Source organism: Micromonospora sp. CCTCC AA 2012012 (assembly GCF_040499845.1).
Taxonomy (GTDB): Bacteria; Actinomycetota; Actinomycetes; order Mycobacteriales; family Micromonosporaceae; genus Micromonospora; species Micromonospora mangrovi.
On sequence record NZ_CP159342.1, the window covers coordinates 6,610,689 to 6,631,655 of the forward strand.

At 72.5% G+C, this 20,967-nt stretch carries 19 protein-coding genes and 1 pseudogene; 9 read left to right on the top strand and 11 right to left on the bottom strand.

Annotated elements, in window-relative coordinates:
- Positions 1–9: 9 nt before the first annotated feature.
- Positions 10–1,269, bottom strand: a complete 1,260-nt coding sequence (locus tag ABUL08_RS29975) for an ROK family transcriptional regulator (RefSeq protein ID WP_350933421.1) — start codon at positions 1,267–1,269, stop codon at positions 10–12.
- 50 nt (positions 1,270–1,319) lie between these two features.
- Here ABUL08_RS29975 and xylA point away from each other — a divergent pair, with 50 nt between their 5' ends.
- From xylA to ABUL08_RS29995, 4 genes are read left to right on the top strand one after another with little or no spacing between them, the layout of a single operon-like run.
- On the top strand, positions 1,320–2,507 hold the full coding sequence (gene xylA / locus ABUL08_RS29980) for a xylose isomerase (protein ID WP_350933422.1): 1,188 nt from the start codon (positions 1,320–1,322) through the stop codon (positions 2,505–2,507).
- A gap of 11 nt (positions 2,508–2,518) precedes the next feature.
- Positions 2,519–3,994: a xylulokinase gene (gene xylB, locus ABUL08_RS29985; RefSeq protein ID WP_350933423.1), complete on the top strand. Its 1,476-nt coding sequence runs from the start codon at positions 2,519–2,521 to the stop codon at positions 3,992–3,994.
- A 41-nt stretch (positions 3,995–4,035) separates the two neighbouring features.
- Complete coding sequence (locus ABUL08_RS29990) at positions 4,036–5,124, top strand: DUF5925 domain-containing protein (RefSeq protein WP_350933425.1); 1,089 nt, start codon at positions 4,036–4,038, stop codon at positions 5,122–5,124.
- Between the two features lie 50 nt (positions 5,125–5,174).
- On the top strand, positions 5,175–6,587 hold the full coding sequence (locus ABUL08_RS29995; protein WP_350933426.1) for an MFS transporter: 1,413 nt from the start codon (positions 5,175–5,177) through the stop codon (positions 6,585–6,587).
- A 105-nt stretch (positions 6,588–6,692) separates the two neighbouring features.
- On the opposite strand, the gene ABUL08_RS30000 is transcribed toward ABUL08_RS29995, so the two are convergent.
- The 5 genes from ABUL08_RS30000 to ABUL08_RS30020 form a co-directional block, all read right to left on the bottom strand.
- Positions 6,693–8,357, bottom strand: coding sequence for a glycoside hydrolase family 13 protein (locus ABUL08_RS30000; protein WP_350938918.1), 1,665 nt, complete (start codon positions 8,355–8,357; stop codon positions 6,693–6,695).
- 85 nt (positions 8,358–8,442) lie between these two features.
- Positions 8,443–9,507 carry a LacI family DNA-binding transcriptional regulator gene (locus tag ABUL08_RS30005; protein ID WP_350933427.1) on the bottom strand — a complete coding sequence of 355 codons (1,065 nt, stop codon included), beginning with the start codon at positions 9,505–9,507 and terminating at the stop codon, positions 8,443–8,445.
- A 61-nt stretch (positions 9,508–9,568) separates the two neighbouring features.
- A complete protein-coding gene (locus ABUL08_RS30010) occupies positions 9,569–10,531 on the bottom strand; it encodes a carbohydrate ABC transporter permease (protein WP_350933428.1) in 963 nt (320 codons plus the stop codon).
- Position 10,532: 1 nt separating this feature from the next.
- The gene (locus ABUL08_RS30015; RefSeq protein WP_350933429.1) at positions 10,533–11,582 is read right to left on the bottom strand and encodes a carbohydrate ABC transporter permease; all 1,050 of its coding nucleotides are present in this window, start codon (positions 11,580–11,582) and stop codon (positions 10,533–10,535) included.
- Between the two features lie 73 nt (positions 11,583–11,655).
- Positions 11,656–12,996, bottom strand: a complete 1,341-nt coding sequence (locus ABUL08_RS30020; RefSeq protein WP_350933430.1) for an ABC transporter substrate-binding protein — start codon at positions 12,994–12,996, stop codon at positions 11,656–11,658.
- 262 nt (positions 12,997–13,258) lie between these two features.
- Between ABUL08_RS30020 and ABUL08_RS30025 the strand changes: the two genes are divergently transcribed.
- Entirely contained in the window at positions 13,259–14,032 is a 774-nt protein-coding gene (locus tag ABUL08_RS30025) for a peptidoglycan DD-metalloendopeptidase family protein (protein WP_350933431.1), read from the top strand.
- 42 nt (positions 14,033–14,074) lie between these two features.
- Here the strand turns inward: ABUL08_RS30025 and ABUL08_RS30030 are convergent, their stop codons facing one another.
- The 5 genes and pseudogenes from ABUL08_RS30030 to ABUL08_RS30050 form a co-directional block, all read right to left on the bottom strand.
- Positions 14,075–14,569, bottom strand: a complete 495-nt coding sequence (locus ABUL08_RS30030; RefSeq protein WP_350933432.1) for a TspO/MBR family protein — start codon at positions 14,567–14,569, stop codon at positions 14,075–14,077.
- A gap of 150 nt (positions 14,570–14,719) precedes the next feature.
- Positions 14,720–14,863, bottom strand: coding sequence for a GPGG-motif small membrane protein (locus ABUL08_RS30035; RefSeq protein WP_350933433.1), 144 nt, complete (start codon positions 14,861–14,863; stop codon positions 14,720–14,722).
- Positions 14,857–15,629, bottom strand: a pseudogene (locus tag ABUL08_RS30040) (metallophosphoesterase family protein); the annotation flags it as partial. The gene ABUL08_RS30035 and the pseudogene ABUL08_RS30040, both read right to left, overlap by 7 nt.
- A 13-nt stretch (positions 15,630–15,642) precedes the next feature.
- Positions 15,643–15,915, bottom strand: coding sequence for a hypothetical protein (locus tag ABUL08_RS30045; RefSeq protein ID WP_350933436.1), 273 nt, complete (start codon positions 15,913–15,915; stop codon positions 15,643–15,645).
- On the bottom strand, positions 15,912–16,613 hold the full coding sequence (locus tag ABUL08_RS30050) for a nucleotidyltransferase (protein WP_350933437.1): 702 nt from the start codon (positions 16,611–16,613) through the stop codon (positions 15,912–15,914). The genes ABUL08_RS30045 and ABUL08_RS30050 overlap by 4 nt, the downstream gene beginning before the upstream one ends.
- 41 nt (positions 16,614–16,654) lie before the next feature.
- On the opposite strand from ABUL08_RS30050, the gene ABUL08_RS30055 reads away from it, so the two are divergent.
- The 4 genes from ABUL08_RS30055 to ABUL08_RS30070 all read left to right on the top strand — a co-directional run bounded on the left by ABUL08_RS30055 (position 16,655) and on the right by ABUL08_RS30070 (position 20,954).
- Entirely contained in the window at positions 16,655–17,371 is a 717-nt protein-coding gene (locus ABUL08_RS30055; RefSeq protein ID WP_350933438.1) for a dTMP kinase, read from the top strand.
- Positions 17,372–17,621: 250 nt separating this feature from the next.
- The gene (locus ABUL08_RS30060) at positions 17,622–18,536 is read left to right on the top strand and encodes a MurR/RpiR family transcriptional regulator (protein WP_350933439.1); all 915 of its coding nucleotides are present in this window, start codon (positions 17,622–17,624) and stop codon (positions 18,534–18,536) included.
- Positions 18,533–19,489, top strand: coding sequence for an N-acetylmuramic acid 6-phosphate etherase (murQ, locus tag ABUL08_RS30065; RefSeq protein ID WP_350933441.1), 957 nt, complete (start codon positions 18,533–18,535; stop codon positions 19,487–19,489). Before ABUL08_RS30060 ends, murQ begins: the two co-directional genes overlap by 4 nt.
- 475 nt (positions 19,490–19,964) lie before the next feature.
- Positions 19,965–20,954, top strand: coding sequence for a sigma-70 family RNA polymerase sigma factor (locus ABUL08_RS30070; protein WP_350933442.1), 990 nt, complete (start codon positions 19,965–19,967; stop codon positions 20,952–20,954).
- Positions 20,955–20,967 lie beyond the last annotated feature (13 nt).

The following is a 20,967-nucleotide window of genomic DNA, read 5'->3' on the forward strand; positions in this document are numbered from 1 at the left end:
GGTGCGCGGTCAGCCCGTACGGGTCAGCCAGCCGGCCGGGCGGTCGATGATCCGGCGGACCACCGAGCTGGCCCCACCGACGGCCGCCGACCGGGCGCCGAGGGCCGCCGGACGGACCGTTACCGGGGACCAGGCGGCGGTGAGCACCCGGCGGGACAGCTCGGCCACCACCGGCGGGCGCAGCCACGGCGCGAGGGGGGCGTATCCGCCGCCGAGGACCACGGTGTCCAGATCCAGCAGGTTCACCACGCCCGCGACGGCGACCCCGAGGGCGGTTCCGGCGTCCGCCAGCGCGGCCAGGGTGGCGGGGTCGCCGGCCTCGGCCAGCTCGGCCAGCCGGCTCGCGGCGGTGTCGGCGGGCAGGTCCGCGCCGGCCAGTCCGGCGGCGGCGAGGACGGCTTCCTGGCCCGCGTACCGCTCCAGGCAGCCCTGGCCGCCGCAGCGGCAGGGCCGGCCCTGCGGGTGCACCGGGATGTGACCGATCTCGCCGCTCCAGCCGCGGGCGCCCCGGTAGAGCGTGCCGTCCAGGACGATCCCCGCGCCGATCCCGATCTCGCCGGAGATGTGCAGGAAGCTGGCGGAGCCGGGCGGACCGGCGTGCAGCTCGCCGAGGGCGGCCAGGTTGGCCTCGTTCTCGACCACCAGCGGCGGGATCCCGTCGACGGCTTCGGCCAGCCGGTGACCGGCGAGCAGGCCGGGGACGTCGACGTCCCGCCAGCCGAGGTTGGGCGCGAGCCGGACCATGCCGCCGGCGCCGACCAGGCCGGGCACGGCGAGGGCCACGCCGGCCGGGGTCAGCCCGTCCCGTACGGCCGCGGTGTGCGCGTCGGCGGCCAGCGCGGCGAGCCGGGTCAGGGCGTCGGCGGGGGAGACCGGGCGCAGGTCGGCGCGTTCCACCACGTGGTGCCGGACCGCGCCGGTCAGGTCGACCACGCAGGCGGCCAGGTAGTCGACGTTGACCTCCAGGCCGAGCCCGGCCGGCCCGTGGTCGGCCAGCACGAGGCCGCGGGCGGGGCGACCCGCTCCGGTACGCGGTGCCGGCTCGGCCTCGGCGACCAGCCGGCCGCCGATCAGGTCGTCCACGACGGCCGAGACGGTGGCCCGGGTGAGCCCGGTGGCGGCGGCGAGGTCGGCCCGGGACGGCGGGCGGTCGGCGCCGGCGATCCGGCGGAGCACCACGGCGAGGTTGAGTTCCCGGAGGCTGCCCTGCCGGACGGCTCCGGCGGTGCTGACGCTGGTCACCGCTTGACAGTGCCACATCGTGGCCATTTAATTCAACCACTGAACAAATTTGCGGACGACACCACCGGAGGTCTGCCATGGCACCCCGTCCCACCCCCGCCGACAAGTTCTCCTTCGGTCTCTGGACGGTGGGCTGGCAGGCCCGCGACCCGTTCGGCGACCCGACCCGTCCCGCGCTGGACCCGGTCGAGGCGGTGCACCGGCTCGCCGAGCTCGGCGCGTACGGCATCACCTTCCACGACGACGACCTGGTCCCCTTCGGCGCGGACGCCGCCACCCGCGACGCCCACCTGGCCCGGTTCCGCAAGGCCCTCGACGAGACCGGCCTGGCCGTCCCGATGGTCACCACCAACCTCTTCACCCACCCCGTCTTCAAGGACGGCGGCTTCACCAGCAACGACCGCGACGTCCGCCGGTACGCGCTGCGCAAGGTGCTGCGCAACGTCGACCTCGCCGCCGAGCTGGGCGCGAAGACGTTCGTCATGTGGGGCGGCCGGGAGGGCGCCGAGTACGACCTGGCCAAGGACGTCCGCGCCGCGCTCGACCGCTACCGGGAGGCCGTCGACCTGCTCTGCCAGTACGTCGTCGACTCCGGCTACGACCTGCGCTTCGCCATCGAGCCCAAGCCGAACGAGCCGCGCGGCGACATCCTGCTCCCCACCGTCGGGCACGCGCTCGCCTTCATCTCCACCCTGGCCCGCCCCGAGCTGGTCGGGCTCAACCCGGAGGTCGGCCACGAGCAGATGGCCGGGCTGAACTTCACCCACGGCATCGCGCAGGCCCTCTGGCAGGGCAAGCTGTTCCACATCGACCTCAACGGCCAGCGCGGCATCAAGTACGACCAGGACCTGGTCTTCGGCCACGGCGACCTGCTCAACGCGTTCGCCCTGGTGGACCTCCTGGAGAACGGCGGCCCCGACGGTGGCCCGGCGTACGACGGTCCCCGGCACTTCGACTACAAGCCGTCCCGCACCGAGGACATGGCCGGGGTGTGGACGTCGGCCGAGGCGAACATGCGCACGTACCTGCTGCTCAAGGAGCGGGCCGCGGCGTTCCGGGCCGACCCGGAGGTGGCCGAGGCGCTCGCCGCCAGCCGGGTCGCCGACCTGGCCACCCCGACGCTGAACCCGGGGGAGGGTTACGCCGACCTGCTCGCCGACCGGTCCGCGTTCGAGGACTTCGACCCGGAGCCGGCCGGGGCGAAGGGCTTCGGCTTCGTGCGGCTCAACCAGCTCGCCGTCGAGCACCTGCTCGGCGCGCGCTGAGGCGGGCCGCCATGCCGCTCGTCGCCGGGGTGGACTCCTCCACCCAGTCCTGCAAGGTCGTCGTCCGGGACGCGGAGACCGGCGCGTTGCTGCGGCAGGGCCGCGCGCCGCACCCGGACGGCACCGAGGTCGATCCGGAAGCCTGGTGGGTGGCCCTGCTGGCGGCCGTCGAGGCGGCCGGCGGGCTGGCCGACGTGGCGGCCGTCTCGGTGGCCGGCCAGCAGCACGGGATGGTCTGCCTCGACGAGGCCGGCCGGGTGGTCCGACCGGCGCTGCTGTGGAACGACACCCGCTCGGCCGGCGCGGCCGACGAGCTGATCACCGAGGCGGGTGGCGGGGCGGTCGGTCGCCGGTTCTGGGCCGACGCGGTCGGCTCGGTCCCGGTGGCCAGCTTCACCGCCACCAAGCTGCGCTGGCTGGCCCGGCACGAGCCGGCGAACGCCGAGCGGGTGGCGGCCGTCTGCCTGCCGCACGACTGGCTGACCTGGCGGCTGGCCGGCGCGCCCGGGCTGGCCGCGCTGCGCACCGACCGGGGCGACGCCAGCGGCACCGGCTACTGGTCGCCGGCCACCGGTGACCACCGCCTCGACCTGCTCGAACGGGCCTTCGGGCGGCGGCTGCACCTGCCCGTGGTGCTCGGCCCGGCCGAGCCGGCCGGTCGGCTCGACCCGGCGGCCCTCGCCGCTGCCCGGCCCACCGACCGGGCGTCGGCGGGCGGGTCGGAGGTGCTGCTCGGCCCGGGCACCGGGGACAACGCCGCCGCCGCGCTCGGCGTGGGCGCGGGCCCCGGCGACGTGGTCGTCTCGATCGGCACCTCCGGCACGGTCTTCGCGGTGGCCGACGCGCCCGCCGCCGACCCGTCCGGCGCGGTCGCCGGCTTCGCCGACGCCACCGGCCGGTTCCTGCCGCTGGTCTGCACGCTCAACGCCGCCCGGGTGCTCGACGCGGCGGCGGCCCTGCTGCGGGTCGGCCTCGACGAGCTGGGCGAGCTGGCGCTGGCTGCCCCGCCCGGCGCGGACGGGCTGGTCATGGTGCCCTACCTGGAGGGCGAGCGGACCCCGAACAAGCCGCTGGCCACCGGCGCGGTGCACGGGCTGACCCTGGCCAACACCACCCCCGCCCACCTGGCCCGGGCCGCCGTGGAGGGGATGCTCTGCGCGCTCGCCGACGGCCTCGACGCGCTGACCGCCCAGGGGGCGACCGTCCGGCGGATCATCCTGGTCGGCGGCGGCGCCCGCTCGGCGGCGGTGCGCCGGATCGCCCCGCAGGTCTTCGGCCGGCCGGTGGTGGTCCCGCCGCCCGGGGAGTACGTCGCCGACGGCGCGGCCCGCCAGGCCGCCTGGGTCGCCCTGGGCGGCGCGGCGCCACCGGCGTGGACCCTCACCGACACGCAGGAGTACGCGGCCGACCCCGTCGGCGTCATCCGCGAGCAGTACGCGCAGGCCCGCGGCCTGGTCGTCGACCGTCACCGGGGCGCGGACGGATAACCGGCTGGCCGGCTGGGGTCCCGGCTGGCGATGATCGGATCATGCATCCCGTTTCGCCCGACGCCGGCCTGCCCTCCGTGCTCCAGTACGACGACTCCGACTCGCCCTGCGACGTGGTGGACGCGTTGGCGTTGACCGACTTCGTCACGGGCCGGCATCCGTGGGCCCGGACCGTCCGGCTGTCCCGGCTGCGCCACGACGCCGCGCTGACCCCGGCCGACGGCCGGGAGTTGCGGGTGGCGATCGAGCACCGGCGTCGGTACCGCCTGCTCGCCGGTGAGGGGTGGACGGCGCGGGTGGTCACCTGGAACGGGCGGGACGCCGAGGTGACCGTGACCGCGGTGACGGGCGAGGTGGGCCAGGCGGCGCTGGACCGGATCGTCGCGGGCGCCGCCGAGCCCGAGGACCCGGACACCGGCCGGATCGGGTTCTGGCACCACGACCCGCGGCGCGGCGCCCGGCGCGACGTCCGGTCGATCGTGGCGCCGGACTGGGCGGCGATCCGGGGGAACTACGCCGAGGCGGCGCGGACCGGCCTGGACCGGCTGATGAAGGTCACGCCGGACGCGGTCACGGGCCGGCTGGTGCTGCTGCACGGGGCCCCCGGCACGGGCAAGACGACCGCCCTGCGCGCGCTGGTCCGCCAGTGGCGCGAGTGGTGCCAGGTCGATGCCGTCCTCGACCCGGACGTGCTCTTCGACGACGCGGCCTATCTCTCCGACATCGCGGTGGGGGACGACGACGAGGAGGGCGGTTCGGGGCGTCGCTGGCGTCTGCTGATCCTGGAGGACTGCGACGAGCTGATCCGCGGTGAGGCCAAGCAGGCGACCGGGCAGGCGCTGTCCCGGCTGCTCAACCTGACCGACGGGCTGCTCGGTCAGGGCCGCGACGTGCTGGTGGCGATCACCACCAATGAGGACCTGTCCCGGCTACACCCGGCGGTGACCCGTCCCGGTCGGTGTCTGGCCCGGATCGAGGTCGGCCCGTTGTCGTACGCCGAGGCCGACGAGTGGCTCGGTGGTTCGGCGGGGGTGCCGCCGCAGGGCGCCACCCTGGCCGAGCTGTACGCGCTGCGCGCCGGCTCCGCCCCGGTGAGCGTCGTCCCCGCCGAGATCGGCGGCTACCTCTGAGCCGGGGGGTCGTCACCGGGCCGTGATCTGCTCCTGGTTGGCTGCCGGACATGACCGGCAGCAGGACGTCCCGACGCGGGAACGCGGCGCACCGCCTCTACAGCGTGGTGGTCTTCGTGCTCCTCGCGTCGCTGGACAACGTGGCGATCGGCCTGGTCCCACCCCTGTACGGGCCGATCTCCGCCGGGCTGGACGTGTCGCAGCGCCTGCTCGGCCTGGTCACCGCGGCGAGCTTCCTGGTCAGCGCGGTGGCCGCGGTGGCGTGGGCGTACGTCGGGGACCGCACCGACCGCAAGCCGTTGCTGATGGTCGGCACGCTGATCTGGGCCGCCGGCACCGGTGGCAGCGCCCTCGCCGGGAGTTACCCGGTCTTCCTGGCCGCCCAGCTGCTCGCCGCGGTCGGGCTGGGCGCGGTCGGCTCGGTCGGCTTCTCGGTGGTCACCGACCTGATCTCGCCTCGGCGGCGCGGCCTGGTGATGAGCTTCTGGGGACTGTCCCAGGGGATCGGCACCCTCGCCGGCACGCTGACCGGGGGCATCCTCGGCGCCACCGACTGGCGGCGGCCGTTCGCGCTGCTCGCCGTGCTGGGGCTCGCCGCCACCGCGGCGTACCTGTTCACCTACGACGTACGGCGGGGCCAGAGCGAACCGGAGCTGGCCGGGGCGATCGACGCCGGGGCCGAGTACGACTACCGGATCAGCCGCGCGGACCTGCCCCGCATCTTCGCCCGCCGGACCAACCGCTGGCTGGTCCTCCAGGGGCTCACCGCGCAGGCGGCGTTCGGCTCGCTGGTCTGGCTGCCGGTGCTCTTCGCCGAGCGGGCCCGGGCGCAGGGCTACTCACCGGCGACCGCCGTGGTGGTGGGCAGCGTCTTCGCCACCCTGTTCCAGCTCGGCGGGGTGCTCTCGATCGTGGGTGGTCTGGTCGGCGACGCGCTGCAACGGCGTACGCCCAGCGGCCGGGCGCTGGTCGCCGCGGTGGGCATCCTCGCGGCGCTGCCGTTCTACCTGGTGCTGTTCCTCGTGCCGGTCCGGATCGACGTGCCCGACGGCGCCGGCTCCGGCGCGGTGGTGGCCGCCGTGCTGGCCAGCGTGTTCACCGAGCCCACGGTGGGATTGAGCCTGCTCACCGCCGTGGTCGCGCTGGCGCTCACCTCGGCGAACTCGCCGAACTGGTTCGCGTTGATCGCGGACGTCAACCCGCCCGAGCACCGGGGCACCGTCTACAGCCTGGGCAACCTGGTCAACGGGGTCGGCCGGGCGGCCGGCAACGGGCTGGTCGGGGTGGCCTTCCACGGGCTCCGGGCGGCGTTCCCGCCGCCGTTGAACTTCGCCGTCGGGTTGGCCGCCTTCCAGCTCTTCTTCATCCCCACCGGGGTCATGTACTGGCTCGCCGCCCGCACCTCACCCGGCGACATCGACTCCGTGCACGCCCTCCTGCACACCCGTGCCGACCACCTCTGACCGCCCGCCTCCGCCCGGCCCGGAGCGCCCTCGTTCACGGAAAGAGTGGCCTCCCCGCGCGGGAAGGCCACTCTTTCCGGGAAACTGTCGCGTCCGCGCGAGGCGTCAGGCGCGGAACCAGACCGTCACGTCGGTGGGGACGCGGCCGTCGTCGTCGAGGGGGGCGCTGGTGACCAGCAGCTCGGCGCCGGGCGGCACCGGCACGGGGGCGGCGCCGAAGTTGGTCAGCACGGTGAGCCCGCCGTTGGTGAAGGTCAACACCTCGTCGCCGGAGGAGAGCCACTTCAGCGGCCCGCGGGCCAACGCGTGCTCGTGCCGCAGCCGCAGCGCCGTCCGGTACAGCTCGTACGTCGAACCGGACACCCCCTCCTGCCGGTCCCGGGCGTACTCGGCCCAGGAGTCCGGCTGGGGGAGCCAGCTCGCGTCGGTCGGACCGAAGCCGTACGACGGGGCGTCGGCCTCCCACGGGATCGGCACCCGGCAGCCGTCCCGGCCCCGCTGGGTGTGGCCGCTGCGCTCCCAGGTCGGGTCCTGTCGGGCCTCGTCGGGCAGCGTGGTGTGCTCCGGCAGGCCCAGCTCCTCGCCCTGGTAGAGGTAGGCGGAGCCGGGCAGGGCCAGCATCAGCAGGCTGGCCGCCCGAGCCCGGCGCAGGCCGAGCGCCGCGTCCGGCTGCGGGTCGCCGATGCCGATGCCGTTCGGGCGGCCACCGCTGATCGGCAGTCCGAGCCGGGAGGCGTGCCGGACCACGTCGTGGTTGGAGAGCACCCAGGTGGTCGGGGCGCCCACCGCGTCGGTGGCCTCCAGCGAGCGGGTGATCACCGCGTACTGGGCCGGGGCGGTCCAGGAGGCGAGCAGGTACTCGAAGTTGAACGCCTGGTGCATCTCGTCGGGGCGGACGTAGCGGGCCAGTCGCTCGGCCGGCTCCACCCACGCCTCGGCGACGAGGATCCGCTCGCCGTCGTAGGAGTCGAGCAGCCGTCGCCACTCCCGGTAGATCTCGTGCACGCCGTCCTGGTCCCACATCGGCGGTCGCGGCTTGTCCACCTCGTTGCCGGAGAGGATCTCCTGCGGCTCCTGCCAGTCGGCCAGGTCGGCCTGCTTGATCAGGCCGTGCGCCACGTCCACCCGGAAACCGTCGACGCCCCGGTCCAGCCAGAACCGCAGCACGTCCAGGAACTCGGTGCGGACCTCGGGGTTGTCCCAGTTCAGGTCGGGCTGGCCGGTGTCGAACAGGTGCAGGTACCACTGCCCGTCGGCCACCCGGGTCCAGGCGGGTCCGCCGAAGACGCTCTGCCAGTCGTTCGGCGGCTCGGCGCCGTCGGGGCCCTTTCCGTCCCGGAAGACGTACCGCTGCCGGGCGGGGCTGCCCGGCGCGGCGGCCAGCGCCTCGACGAACCAGCGGTGCGCCGACGAGGTGTGGTTGGGCACGAGGTCGACGATCACCCGCAGGCCGCGGCTCTTCGCCTCGGCGATCATCGCGTCGGCGTCGGCGAGCGTGCCGAAGAGCGGGTCGACGTCCCGGTAGTCGGCCACGTCGTAGCCGGCGTCGGCCTGCGGCGACGGATAGAACGGCGACAGCCAGACCGCGTCGACGCCCAGCTCGGCGAGGTGGCCGAGGCGGGCGGTTATGCCGGGGAGGTCGCCGATCCCGTCGCCGTTCGAGTCGGCGAAGGAGCGCGGATAGATCTGGTAGATGACGGCCTCGGTCCACCAGCCGGTGGCCGGGGCGCCGGCCGTCTCCTGCTGCGTCGCGTTCACGTCGGTGTTCAGAGCCTTCTCCCCTTGTGTCGTGCCGTGCCGTCCGGGCCTGGACGGGCTGGTGCGTCCGGCCGCCGGCGTGGGCGGACGGATCCGTTCAGTGTGCCCGCGGCGGCGCGGTCGATTCGCGTACCACCAGTCGAGTGGGCAGGATCACCGGTGCCGCCGGCTGGTCGCCGTCGGTGCGCGGCCGGGGCACCTGACCGGCGTACGGGTCGGCGCTGCGGGCGCCCAGCGGGTCGAGCAGGATCCGCGCGGCGAGCAGCCCCTGCTCGGCCGCCGGTTGCGCGATGGTGCTCAGGCCCAGCACCCCGGCCAGGTCGTGGTCGTCGATGCCGATCACGCTGACGTCCTGCGGCACCCGCAGGCCGGCGTCGCGCAGCGCGGTCATCGCGCCCATCGCCATCTCGTCGCAGGCCGCGAAGATCGCGGTCGGCGGTTCGCCCCGGGCCAGCAGCTCGGCGGTCGCCCGGTTGCCGCCGTCGATGGTGAACCGCGACTCCACGTCCAGGCTCGGGTCGGCGCGGAGCCCGGCCGCCCGCAGCGCCTCCTGGTAGCCGCGCCGCCGGTCCAGGTGGGTGGTGAAGGCCAGCTCGTCGTCCGGGTCGCCGGAGATGTGGGCGATCCGGGTGTGGCCGAGGTCGAGCAGGTGCCGGGTGGCGGTCCGGGCGGCGGCCACGTCGTCTATCCGGACGCAGGGCCAGCCGGGAACGCCGCTGCCGGAGCTGATGGTGACGCCGGGGATCTCCAGCTTGGTCAGCGCGGCGACGTCGGCGGGCCGCAGCGGGGTGGCCACCAGGATGACCGCGTCCACCCGCTTGTGCAGGCTGGCCGTCCGCAGCACCCGCTGCCGGGTCTGCTCACGCCCACCGAGGTTGTAGAGGAGCAGGTCGTAGCCGGATTGGTGGAGGAACTCCTCGACCGACTCGACCACGGTGCCGAAGAACCACCGGGTGATCCGGGGGACCACCACGGCGACGGTGCCGGTCCGGCCGCCGGCCAGCCGGGACGCGCTCGGCGAGACCGCGTACTGGAGCTGCTCTGCGGCGGCGAGCACCCGGCGGCGGGTCGCGGCCGACACCGTCGGCAGGCCCCGCAGCGCCCGGGAGACGGTGGCCGTGGAGACCCCGGCCAGGCGGGCGACATCGTCAATCTTCGTCATCGTTTCCCCGCTCCGCCCCGTGCCCGCCGCCGCCGGGGGTCCGGCGGCGGCGGCGCAGCGGTCAGCCCTTGACGCTGCCGGCGAGCAGGCCCCGCACGAAGTAGCGCTGGAGGGACAGGAACACGATCAGCGGTACGACGATCGACACGAACGCGCCGGCCGTGAGCCGCTGCCACTCGTTGCCCCGGGTGCCGGCCATCTCGGCCAGTCGGACGGTGAGCGGTGCGGTCTCGTTGCCGCCACCGGCGAAGATCAGCGCGACCAGCAGGTCGTTCCAGACCCAGAGGAACTGGAAGATGCCGAACGCCGCCAGGGCCGGGGTGATCAGCGGCAGGACGATGGTCCGGAAGATCTTCGGGTGGGTGGCCCCGTCGACGCGGGCCGCCTCCATCAGGTCCCCGGGGAGCTGCGAGATGAAGTTGTGCAGCAGGAAGACGGCGAACGGGAGCGCGAAGCAGGTGTGCGCGAACCACACCTGGGCGAACTTCTGCTCGTCGACCAGGTCCCACGCCGGCATCAGGGTCACCCCGCCGACGCTGACCCCGGTGGAGAAGAACTTCAGCAGCGGCACCAGGGCCATCTGCAACGGCACGATCTGCATCGCGAAGATCGCGATGTAGAGCCAGTCGCGCCCCTTGAAGTTGATCCAGGCCAGCGCGTACGCGGCCAGTGACGCGAAGGCGAGCGGGAAGAGCACCGACGGGATGGTGATCGCCAGCGAGTTGATGAAGTAGCTGGCGAGCTGCCCCGACGAGGAGGAGCTGCTGAACAGCACCTCCTTGTAGTTGTCCAGGGTGAACTGCGGGTTGGTGAAGACCGTCCACCAACCCGTGGTCTTGATCTGGTCCTCCGGCCGCACCGAGGAGACGAGCAGGCCGAAGGTGGGGATGGTCCAGACCAGTGCGATGACGATCGAGACCAGGGTGGCCGTACGGCTGTTGAGCCGCTTGCGGACCCGGGCGGCGCGGGTGGTCGGCCCGGTGGCCTGGGTACCCGCGGCGACGGTGGGCGTGGCGGTGGTCATCTCAGCCCTCCCGCTGCTGACGCAGGTTGCGGATCTGGTAGATCACGATCGGGATGACCAGGACGAAGAGGAAGACCGCGAGGGCGGAGCCCTGCCCGTTCTGGCCGTAGCGGAACGCCTGGTTGTACATCTCGTTCGCGATGACGCTGGTGTCGTAGTTGCCGTTGGTGGCGGTCCGGACGATGTCGAAGACCTTGAGCGTGGCGATCGAGAGCGTCACCACCACCACGATCAGCGCCGGCCGGATGCTCGGCATGGTGATCCGCCAGAACATCTGCCACGGGGTGGTCCCGTCGAGCCGGGCCGCCTCGACGATGTCGGCCGGGATGGCCTTGATCGCGGCGGAGAGCACGACCATCGCGAAGCCGGCCTGGATCCACACCATGATCACGATGAGCAGGAAGGTGTTCAGCGGCGATTCCAGCAGCCACTGCTTCGGCTCGCCGCCGAGGCTGACCACGATCTGGTTGAGCAGGCCGATCTGGTCCTGACCGTCGCCCCGGAACGCGTAGACGAACTTCCAGATGATGGTGGCGCCGACGAACGAGATCGCCATCGGCAGGAAGATCAGTGACTTGGCCACCGCCTCGAACCGGGCCTTGTCCACCATCACCGCGTAGAGCAGGCCGAACGCGGTCGCCACGAGCGGGACCAGGAGCACCCAGATCAGGGTGTTGATCAGCACCCGGATGATCGAGGACTCGGAGAACATCCAGCCGTAGTTCTCCAGGCCCACCCAGTTGTTGCTGCCGGCATCCATGAAGGAGAGCAGCGTGGTGCGGATCGCCGGGACCACGAGCCCGACGGTGAGCAGCAGCAGCGTCGGCAGCAGGAAGAAGAGCGCGAAGACGCCCTCCCGCTGCTTGCGTCGGCGGGGCAGCGGGGCGCCGCTCGCCGAGGCGGCGACCAGCGCGGCCTCCCGGCGGCGGGCGAACCAGGCCGGCACCACGTCGAGGAGCAGGAGCAGACCGCCCACCACCGCGACGAAAGCGATCAGCCCGTACATCAGCATGAGGAACTTGGGCTGTTCCTCCGCGAAGTCGAACTCCATCGACCCTCCTTCAAGGGATCGGGTTGAGGGCGGTGGCCCGGCCCACGAGTGTGGACCGGGCCACCGCCTCAGATCACTTCCAGCTGGACTCGATGCCGTTGAGCACCGTGGCGGTGTCCTTGCCGTTGATCCAGTCGACCATGCCCTTCCAGAAGGTGCCCGCGCCGACCGCGGCCGGCATCAGGTCCGAGCCGTCGAAGCGGAAGACGGTCTTCGGGTCCTGGAGGATCTGGACGGAGAGCTTGTCCACCGGGTTGGGGACGTTGTTGATGTCGAGCTTGTTGTTCGCCGACACCCAGTCGCCGATCTTGGCGCGGCTGTTGGCGTACTCGCCGGAGGCCAGGTAGGTCTGCACGGCCTGGACCTCGGGACGGTCGGCGAAGGCCGCGACGAACTCGCCGCCACCCAGCACCGGCTTGCCCTTGGCCGGGTCGACGGCCGGGAAGTAGAAGGCGAAGACGTCGCCGTCCTCGGCCACCTTGGTGCCCTTCGGCCACTGGTTGGCGTAGAAGGAGGCCTGGCGGTGCAGGGCGCACTTGTTCTTGAGGATCGGCGTGCCGGCCTCCTGGAAGGAGGTGGTGGCGATGCTCTTCACGCCGCCGAAGCCGCCGTTGACGTACTTCTCGTTCTTGAGGATGGTGCCGGCCTTGTCGACCGCCTCGGCGACCTTCGGGTCGTTGAACTTGATGCCGTGGGTGGTCCACTGGTCGTAGACGTCCGGACCGGCGGTCCGGAGCATCATGTCCTCGATCCAGTCGGTGGCCGGCCAGCCGGTGGCGTCACCGGACTCGATGCCGGCGCACCACGGCTTGGTGCCGCTGGCCGCGATGGTGTCGCTGAGCTTGATCAGCTCGTCCCAGGTGGTCGGGACGGTCCAGCCCTTCTCCTTGAAGGTCTTCGGCGAATACCACACGAAGGACTTCACGTTGGAGCCGAGCGGGGCGCCGTAGAACTTGCCGTCCACGGTGCTGTACTTCAGCCAGTCGGGGGAGTAGTTCTGCTCCGCCATGGCCTTGGTGTCGTTGCCGGCCGGCTTGAGCTTGCCCGAGTCGACGAACCGCTTGAGCAGACCCGGCTGCGGGATGAAGGCCAGGTCGGGGGCGTTGCCGCCGTCCACCCGGACACCCAGCTGGGCCTCGAACTCGCCGGAGCCCTCGTGGTCGATCTTGATGCCGGTGCAGTCCTCGAACTGCTTCCAGGACTGCTGCAGGCGGTCGGCCTCGATGTCCCGGATCGACGAGTAGATCGTGACCTTCTTGCCGTCGTGGCCCTGGTACTTCTGGTAAGGGGCGCACTCGGGCTTGCTCGCGCTGTCGCTCTTCTTGTCGTTGCCGGTGCCGCAGGCGGTGGCGGTGAGCGCCAGCCCCAGTACGCCGGCGATCGCGAGAGCCTGGCGTGATCTGGCAAACGCCATGCCGTTCTCCTTCCTTGCCGGCGCGTGGGGGAGATCGAACCCGCGCCGGTCCGATGTGTCGTCCCCACATGTAAGCGCTTGCATCCCCTCCGGTCCAGCCCTGGGCGGACACGGCCCGGTAACAATCCCGAAACCCGCTCACCGGCTGTGGGCGCGCTCCCACGGCACGTGGTTCCCGCAGCTGGCGGACCCTTCCCATCGATGGCAGTTTCTGTCAGGCTGATCGCCTCTGATCGAAGGATTTCGACATAGGAGGTGCTGGATGCGTAGACGGTGGTTCAGCCTCGCGGCGACCGGCCTGCTGATCGCGGCGACCCTGCTCCCCGCGGCCCCGGCGATGGCCGCGCCGACGTTCAAGGTGCCCTTCCCCTGCGGGCAGTCCTGGTCCGGACAGACCCGCACCGACCACAGCCCGGCGAACGCGATCGACTTCAACCGCACCGACGACCTCGGTGATCCGGTCGTCGCCAGCGCGCCCGGAACCGTCGACCGGGTGACCGACCTCGGCGGCACCAGCTACGGCAGGTACGTCCGGATCGACCACGGCGGCGGTTGGACCACCTACTACGCCCACCTCAACGGCTTCAACGTCTCCGTCGGCCAGAGCGTCGGGTACGGCAAGGTGATCGGCTGGGTGGGCAGCACCGGCGGCTCCACCGGCCCGCACCTGCACTACGAGCAGCGGCTCAACGGCAACGACGTCCAGGCCCGGTTCAACGGCGCGCTCGCGCTCTACTGGGGCACCCGGACCTACACCAGCGACAACAACTGCGCCTCCGGCACCGGCTCCGGCACGGTGAACACGGCCGGCGCCGACCTGACCGTCCGGTCCGGGCCGGGCACCGGCTACACCGCGGTCGGCTCGGTGGCCGACGGCACCCGGGTCACGATCTACTGCCAGACCAGCGGCACCAGCGTCACCGGCACCTACGGCACCAGCTCGATCTGGGACCGGATCGGCTCCGGCCGCTACATCGCCGACGCGTACGTCTACACCGGCTCCGACGGCTACATACCGAACGTCCCCCGCTGCTGAGCGCGGTGCGCAGGGGCCCCACCGAGGGCCCCTGCGCACGCCTCAGGCGTTGAGACGCCAGATGGCGAAGTTGAGGGCGGCGGCGAAGGTCACCCAGGCCCAGTACGGCAGCATCAGCGCCGCCGCCGGCCGGGAGACGCGCAGGAAGAGCGCGACGGTGACGCCGATCGCCAGCCACATCAGCACGATCTCGGCGAACGCCAGCCCGTACTGGCCGGCGCCGAAGAAGAGCGGGGTCCAGATCGCGTTGAGCACGAGCTGGACGACCCAGGCCCAGAGCGCCGGGCCGAAGCCGACCCGCCGCCACACCAGCCAGCCGGCGACGGCGATCAGGGCGTAGAGCACCGTCCAGACGGGGCCGAAGAGCCAGGACGGCGGGGCCCACGAAGGCTGCTGGAGGTCGGCGTACTCCTGGGAGGTGCCCTGGACGCCGAGGCCGCCGGCGGCGGCGGCCACCGTCACCGCCGCGCCGAAGCCGAGCAGCGCCCACCACTTACGCGCGCCGGTCGTCCGCCGGCTGCCCTCCGATATCTCCATGGTCGAGAGGTTTCCGCCTGCGGCGGCCGGTAAACGTCACCGGGCCCGGCACACAGAACGCCGGGGTCGCCGTGCCCGGGCTCTCCTGTCTGGGAGGACGGAGATCCGGACCCGACGACCCCGGCGGGTCGAGGTGGATACGAACGGGCGTTAACTGAAGATGCTGACGCCACCCGGGCCGACCAGAAGACCGACCACGATGAGGACGATGCCCCACAGGATCTGCCGGCGGAACAGCGCGAAGATGCCGGCGACCACGAGTACGACTGCGAGAATCCAAAGAAGCAGCTCCATGACTGCTGAATACCCGCCCCGTCGTTCCCAGAAACCTGGTTCAGCCCACTAGATGATCTCCCAGGTGGAAGATGCTGTACGCCTGCTTGATGACCGGGTGGGCGACGTTGCGGACCCGTACCCCGCCCGGCGTGGTGCCCCGTTCCGTGCCGGCGTGCGCGTGCCCGTGCAGGGCCAGCGCGGTCGGCGCCGAGTCGATCGCCTGCCCCAACTGGTACGACCCCAGGAACGGGTAGATCTCCAGCGGCTCGCCGGCCAGGGTGTCCGGCACGGGGGAGTAGTGGGTGAGCGCGACCAGCAGGTCGCAGTCCAGCTCGCGCAGCGCCTTGCCCAGCGCCTCCGCGCTCTCGTTGGTCGTCCGGACGAAGGCCTTCATCTCCGGCTCACCGAAGTCGCTGGCGCAGCGGCCGGCGAAACCACCGCCGAAGCCCTTCACCCCGGCCACACCGAGCCGCCCGGCGGGGGTCTCCAGCACGGTCCCGGTCCCCTCCAGCACGGTGATCCCGGCGTCCTCCAGCACCTTCACCACCTGTGGCACCTGGTCGCACTGGTGGTCGTGGTTGCCGAGCACGGTGATCACCGGTACGCCCAGCCCGCCGAACTCCTGCGCCACGCAGCGGGCCTCCGACTCGGTGCCGTGCCGGGTCAGGTCGCCGGCGAGCAGCAGCACGTCCGCGCAGTCCGGCAGCTCCTCCAGGGCCGGCCGGAACCGGCCGACCACGTCCTCGTCCAGATGCACGTCGCCGACGGCGGCGATCCGGATCACTGGTGCACCTCCCTCATGGCAGCTCCTCGACCTGGGTGGGCGCCTGCGCCCGGATCACCCCGATGTCGCTGGTGACCGGCACGTCGGGGAAGCGTTCGGCGACCCGGCGCAGGATCTCCTCGCGCCGGTGCGGGCTCTCCACCTCGCCGTAGAGGACCAGGCCCCGCTCGCGGCGGACCACCGTGATCCCCTGTTCGGCGACGGCGGGGTCCTCGGCCAGCAGCCGGTGGATCTCCGCCTCCACGTACTCGTCCGGCGGTGCGGCGCCGCCGTGCTGCTCGGTCACGGTGTCTCCCTTCCTCCCGGTGCGCCGGCGTGCGGCAGCACGTCCAGCCGGTCGAGCAGCACCAGGAAAGCCTCCGCGTACGGCGAGTGCTGCGTCTCCTTCCGTACCCGTTCCCAGTCGATCTGTTCCCGCAGCGACCGGGCCAGCGGCAGGGCCCGGGCGAAGTCGCAGTAGTGCTGGGAGAAGCTGAGCAGCTTGTGCACCATGAGCTGACTGGCCGAGAGGACCGGCATGTGGATGGCGTCGACCGGCCGCACGATGGTGTCGGCGAAGGTCTCCTCGGTCACCGGCGTCTCGATCGGCCGGTGGATGAGGTCCACCATCCGACCCTCGTCGTAGACCTTCACCAGCCAGTCCTCGGGCGGACGCTCGGCGGTGAAGCCGGCCTCGACGAGCGCCGCCAGGGCCCGGTCGACGTCCTGCTCGCGCAGGAGGAAGTCCACGTCGTGTTCGCTGGAGTGGCCGCCGTGCGCATAGACGGCGAAGCTGCCGCCGAGCGCGAACGGGATCTCGGACTGCTTGAGCACGGCGGCGACCTTCTTGAGCGTGTGCACCAGGGTCTCGTCCCCGCGCTCGGCCATCTCGGTCTCCCGTCGTCGTGGGTGTGGCGGTGGGAATTGAAGTTGCGTACCCGGCGATCTGGCCGGCCACACCTGTCCCGCTACGCGACGGGTCGCCAAGCGGACGAAGTCGGACATTCCGCCCGGCTGGCGGGCGCGGGTCGGATAATCTGTGGAGGGTGGCTGACTCACGGCGGGCGCGGCGCGGCGGGGCCCGGTTGCGCGCCGTCGCCCTGATCGGCATCGACGGATCGGGCAAGACCACCCAGGCGCACCGGCTCGCCGAGGCGCTCACCGCGGCCGGTCGCCCGGCCACCTACCACCGCAACGCCAGCGGCCGGCGCTGGCTGGGCCGGCTCGCCCAGCGGCTCGGTCGGCCGGACCCGCAGCGGCTCGTCGGCCGCAACGGGGTGCTCGCCGTGGAGTCCGTGCTGCGCTGGCTGGCCATCGCCGCCGCGCTGCTGACCTGCCTGGTCACCGGACGGACCGCGGTGATGGACCGCTACTCCGCCTGCCAGTACGCCAGCATCCGGGTGCACGGCGGTCAGCGCTGGGAGCGGCTGGCCCGGGCCGGCTACCGGATCTTCCCCGCCCCGCAGGTCACCTTCCTGCTGACCGTGGACCCGGCCGAGGCGTACCGGCGGATCGAGCAGCGGGGGACCGACCACGAGAGCATGGGCTGGCTCACCGCCGCGGACACCGCGTACCGGACGTTGCCGGAATATGCGGGTTTCGTGGTGGTGGACGCGGGCGGCTCGCCGGAGGAGGTGTCCCGGCGGATCCGGGCCCACCTCGCCGAATGGCTGCCCGGCGACCCGTCACGGGCCGACGACGAACCGCCCCGGGCGGGTGCCACCCCGGCGACCGGGTGGCGGCCGACGCCGGTCCGCCGGTAGGCCGGGACGCCGCTGCCTGCGCCGCCGGCCCCCGGCCGTCCGGCGGGCCGGTCGGACCCGTCCGGCCGGTACGGGGTGGACGACGGCCGGTCCCCGACCCGGCCGGGACGGGGAGTCGACCGGAGCGGGGGAGGCGGCCGGGCTGCGGCAATGGGATCCTGGCCAGGAGAGGGTCACTCGGAAGGCGGTACTTTTCCGGATAGGTGCGGTCGTGGTTGACGGTCACGCCTCGTGAAAGTAAGTTTCATCCGTGGCGAAGAGTCCGAAGATTTCTGTGAGTCACGAGCCCGGTGGACTGATCGTCCACATCAGTGGCCTGCTCCCGTCGCTGTCCCCGGCCGAGCAGCGGGTCGCCCGGCTGGTCGTCTCCGACCCGGCCGACGCCGCCCGGCGCACCATCACCGACCTCGCCACCGCCGCCGAGACCTCGGAGGCGACCGTCATCCGGTTCTGCCGGTCGGTCGGCATGGACGGCTACCCGCAGCTGCGGATCCGGCTCGCCGCCGAGGCGGCCCGCCGGATCGAGCCGCCGGACGCCCGGGTGGTGGGTGGCGACATCCCGCCCGGCGCCGACCTGGCCCAGATCATCGCGACCATCGCGTTCAACGACGCGCGCGCCGTCGAGGAGACGGCCGAGCAGCTCGACCCGGCCGTCTGCGAGCAGGTCGTCGAGGCGATCGCGGGAGCCGGTCGGATCGACGTCTACGGGGCCGGCGCCAGCGGCTTCGTCGCCTCCGACTTCCAGCAGAAGCTGCACCGGATCGGCCGCATCGCGTTCTACTTCCCGGACGTGCACACCGCGCTGACCTCTGCCGCGCTGCTCGGTCGGGGCGACGTGGCGATCGGCATCTCGCACACCGGCACCACCTCCGACGTCATCGAGGTGCTGGAGCAGGCCCGGGCGCGGGGCGCGACCACGGTGGCGCTGACCAACTTCCCCCGGTCGCCGATCACCGAGGTGGCCGACCACGTGCTCACCACGGCGGCCCGCGAGACCACCTACCGCTCCGGCGCGACGGCCAGCCGGCTGGCCCAGCTCACCGTCGTCGACTGCCTCTTCGTCGGGGTGGCGGCGCGTAACCGGGCCCGGGCCAGGAAGGCGCTGGAGGCGACCGCCGAGGCGGTCCAGTCCCATCGGGTCGGACCCGGCCGGAGGCGGGCGTGACGGCCCGCCCGGTGGAGCGCGACGAGGTGGCCCCGGTGGCGTCGGCCCGACCGGTGGTCCGGGTCGGCTCGCCCACCGAGCGGCGCAACCCGCTCAGCGTCGACCTGGACCTGATGTCCACCCGCGACGTGCTCACGGTCATCAACGAGGCCGACCGTCGGGTGCCGGCCGCGGTGGCCGCCGTCCTCGACGAGATCGCCGAGACCGTCGACCTGGCCGTGGCGGCGCTGCGCGGCGGTCACCGGGTCCACTACTTCGGCGCCGGCACGTCCGGCCGGCTGGGCGTGCTCGACGCCGCCGAACTGGCCCCGACCTTCAACTCGCCGCGGCACTGGTTCTGCTCCCACCTGGCCGGCGGTCCGGAAGCGATGTGGCGGGCCGTGGAGGACGCCGAGGACGACCAGCGCGGCGGCGCCGCCGAGGCCGCCGAGTGCGTACGCCCCGGCGACCTGGTCGTCGGGCTGGCGGCCAGCGGGCGCACCCCGTACGTCCTCGGGGCGCTCGCCACGTCCCGTGCGCAGGGGGCCGGTACGGTGCTGCTCTGCGCCAATCCGGAGGCCGAGGCCGCCCCGTCGGTGGACGTCTTCATCGGGGTGGACACCGGACCCGAGGTGATCACCGGCTCGACCCGGATGAAGGCGGGCACCGCGCAGAAGCTGGTGCTGAACACGTTCTCCACCGCCGTGATGGTGCGGCTGGGCCGGGTCTACTCCAACCTGATGATCGACATGGTGGCCACCAACGCGAAGCTGCGCGGCCGGATGATCTCGATCCTGATGGAGGCCACCGGCTGTGCCGAGGAGGTCTGCCGGCGGGCCCTGCACGAGGCCGACGGCGACCTGAAGACCGCGCTGGTCTCCCTGGTCTCCGGCGCCGAGGTCTCCGCCGCCCGGGCCGCGCTGGCCCGCTCCGCCGACCAGGTACGCGACGCGCTGCACCTGCTCGCCTCCTGACGCCCCGCCCGCCTCCTGGTACTCCGCCCCGCGGGCGCTCCGTCGGTGCATCCGGACACCGGGTGCGACGCGTATCACGCTGTGGAGGGGACGTCTCTCCCGGAGCGGATTGTTCAACCAGGCGTGGGGTAATCATGATCCGTGGCTGAACCAACCGGGCCACCGACGCGTATCTGGCAGTGACCAGGATCGCAACCCGGCGGTGACGCGGATCGCTGTGTTCATGGAATTCGCAATGGTGCGATTCCATGGGCGGATGACGATTCCGCTGATCCGTCCTCCTGTTCACGCAGCTTACGGGGGCGGCCGGGGCGAGGGCCCTGACAGCAAACGTGGACCGGGCTCTCAGCTACTACTCAGGCATTCGTGACACTTTCGACTCACGAACTGGAATCCCCGACGCGTCTCATCTGTTGTGTAGGTGTCAGCACCGAGGGCACAACGGAGGTACGGGGAAGGGCTGACGGACGTGGGGATGGCAAGGAACCGGGCAACCGGCGCGAGCGAGGGGACCGTGGGCATCGTGGACAAGAACATCGGCATGCGTACCGACGAGGTCGCCGAGGAGCGTGACCTGGTCGGCGTCTACCTGCACGAGATCTCCCGGACGCCGCTGCTGGACGCCGCCAAGGAGGTCGACCTCTCCAAGGCCATCGAGGCGGGCCTCTACGCCGAGCACCTGCTCGGCGAGGACCGCGTCCCGGCCGGCGTCGACCGGGAGGACCTGGAGCGACTGGTCGTCGAGGGCGAGCGGGCGAAGGACCTCTTCATCCGCGCCAACCTCCGGCTGGTCGTGTCGATCGCCCGGCGCTACGTGCGCTCCGGGATGCCCATGCTGGACCTGATCCAGGAGGGCAACACCGGCCTGGTGCGGGCGGTCGAGAAGTTCGACTACGAGCGGGGCTACAAGTTCTCCACCTACGCCACCTGGTGGATCCGGCAGGCGATCAGCCGGGCCATCGCCCAGCAGGAGCGCACCGTACGGCTCCCCGTGCACCTGGTGGAGGACGTCAACCGGATGCGCAACGTGGCCCGGCAGCTCACCCGTGAGCTGGGTGGCGACCCGGAGCCGGAGCAGATCGCGGCCTCCCTCGGCGTCACCGTCGAGCGGGTCAACGAGCTGGTCCGCTGGTCGCAGGACACCGTCTCACTGGACACCCCGGTGGGCGACGACGGCGACACCAACCTCGGTGACCTGGTCGCCGACAGTGACGCCCCGTCGCCGGAGGACATCGTCCTCACCGGCCTGGAGCGGCAGCGGATCGAGGGACTGCTCAACCACCTCGACGACCGTTCCGCCGGCATCATGCGGGCCCGCTACGGCCTGGAGGACGGCCGGGAGCACTCGCTGACCGAGGTCGCGTCGCGCTTCTCGCTCTCCCGCGAGCGGATCCGCCAGCTCGAGATCCAGGCCCTCGGCCGGCTCCGTGAGCTGGCCCGGGCGGAGGGGCTGCAGGCGGCCTGACCTGGTAGTAATG

Bases quoted from the DNA above. Each gene is read 5' to 3' on its own strand.
- ABUL08_RS29975 (WP_350933421.1), bottom strand. From the start codon at position 1,269: ATGGCCACGATGTGGCACTGTCAAGCGGTGACCAGCGTCAGCACCGCC.
- xylA (WP_350933422.1), top strand. From the start codon at position 1,320: ATGGCACCCCGTCCCACCCCCGCCGACAAGTTCTCCTTCGGTCTCTGG.
- xylB (WP_350933423.1), top strand. From the start codon at position 2,519: ATGCCGCTCGTCGCCGGGGTGGACTCCTCCACCCAGTCCTGCAAGGTC.
- ABUL08_RS29990 (WP_350933425.1), top strand. From the start codon at position 4,036: ATGCATCCCGTTTCGCCCGACGCCGGCCTGCCCTCCGTGCTCCAGTAC.
- ABUL08_RS29995 (WP_350933426.1), top strand. From the start codon at position 5,175: ATGACCGGCAGCAGGACGTCCCGACGCGGGAACGCGGCGCACCGCCTC.
- ABUL08_RS30005 (WP_350933427.1), bottom strand. From the start codon at position 9,507: ATGACGAAGATTGACGATGTCGCCCGCCTGGCCGGGGTCTCCACGGCC.
- ABUL08_RS30010 (WP_350933428.1), bottom strand. From the start codon at position 10,531: ATGACCACCGCCACGCCCACCGTCGCCGCGGGTACCCAGGCCACCGGG.
- ABUL08_RS30015 (WP_350933429.1), bottom strand. From the start codon at position 11,582: ATGGAGTTCGACTTCGCGGAGGAACAGCCCAAGTTCCTCATGCTGATG.
- ABUL08_RS30020 (WP_350933430.1), bottom strand. From the start codon at position 12,996: ATGGCGTTTGCCAGATCACGCCAGGCTCTCGCGATCGCCGGCGTACTG.
- ABUL08_RS30025 (WP_350933431.1), top strand. From the start codon at position 13,259: ATGCGTAGACGGTGGTTCAGCCTCGCGGCGACCGGCCTGCTGATCGCG.
- ABUL08_RS30030 (WP_350933432.1), bottom strand. From the start codon at position 14,569: ATGGAGATATCGGAGGGCAGCCGGCGGACGACCGGCGCGCGTAAGTGG.
- ABUL08_RS30035 (WP_350933433.1), bottom strand. From the start codon at position 14,863: ATGGAGCTGCTTCTTTGGATTCTCGCAGTCGTACTCGTGGTCGCCGGC.
- ABUL08_RS30050 (WP_350933437.1), bottom strand. From the start codon at position 16,613: ATGTCCGACTTCGTCCGCTTGGCGACCCGTCGCGTAGCGGGACAGGTG.
- ABUL08_RS30070 (WP_350933442.1), top strand. From the start codon at position 19,965: ATGGCAAGGAACCGGGCAACCGGCGCGAGCGAGGGGACCGTGGGCATC.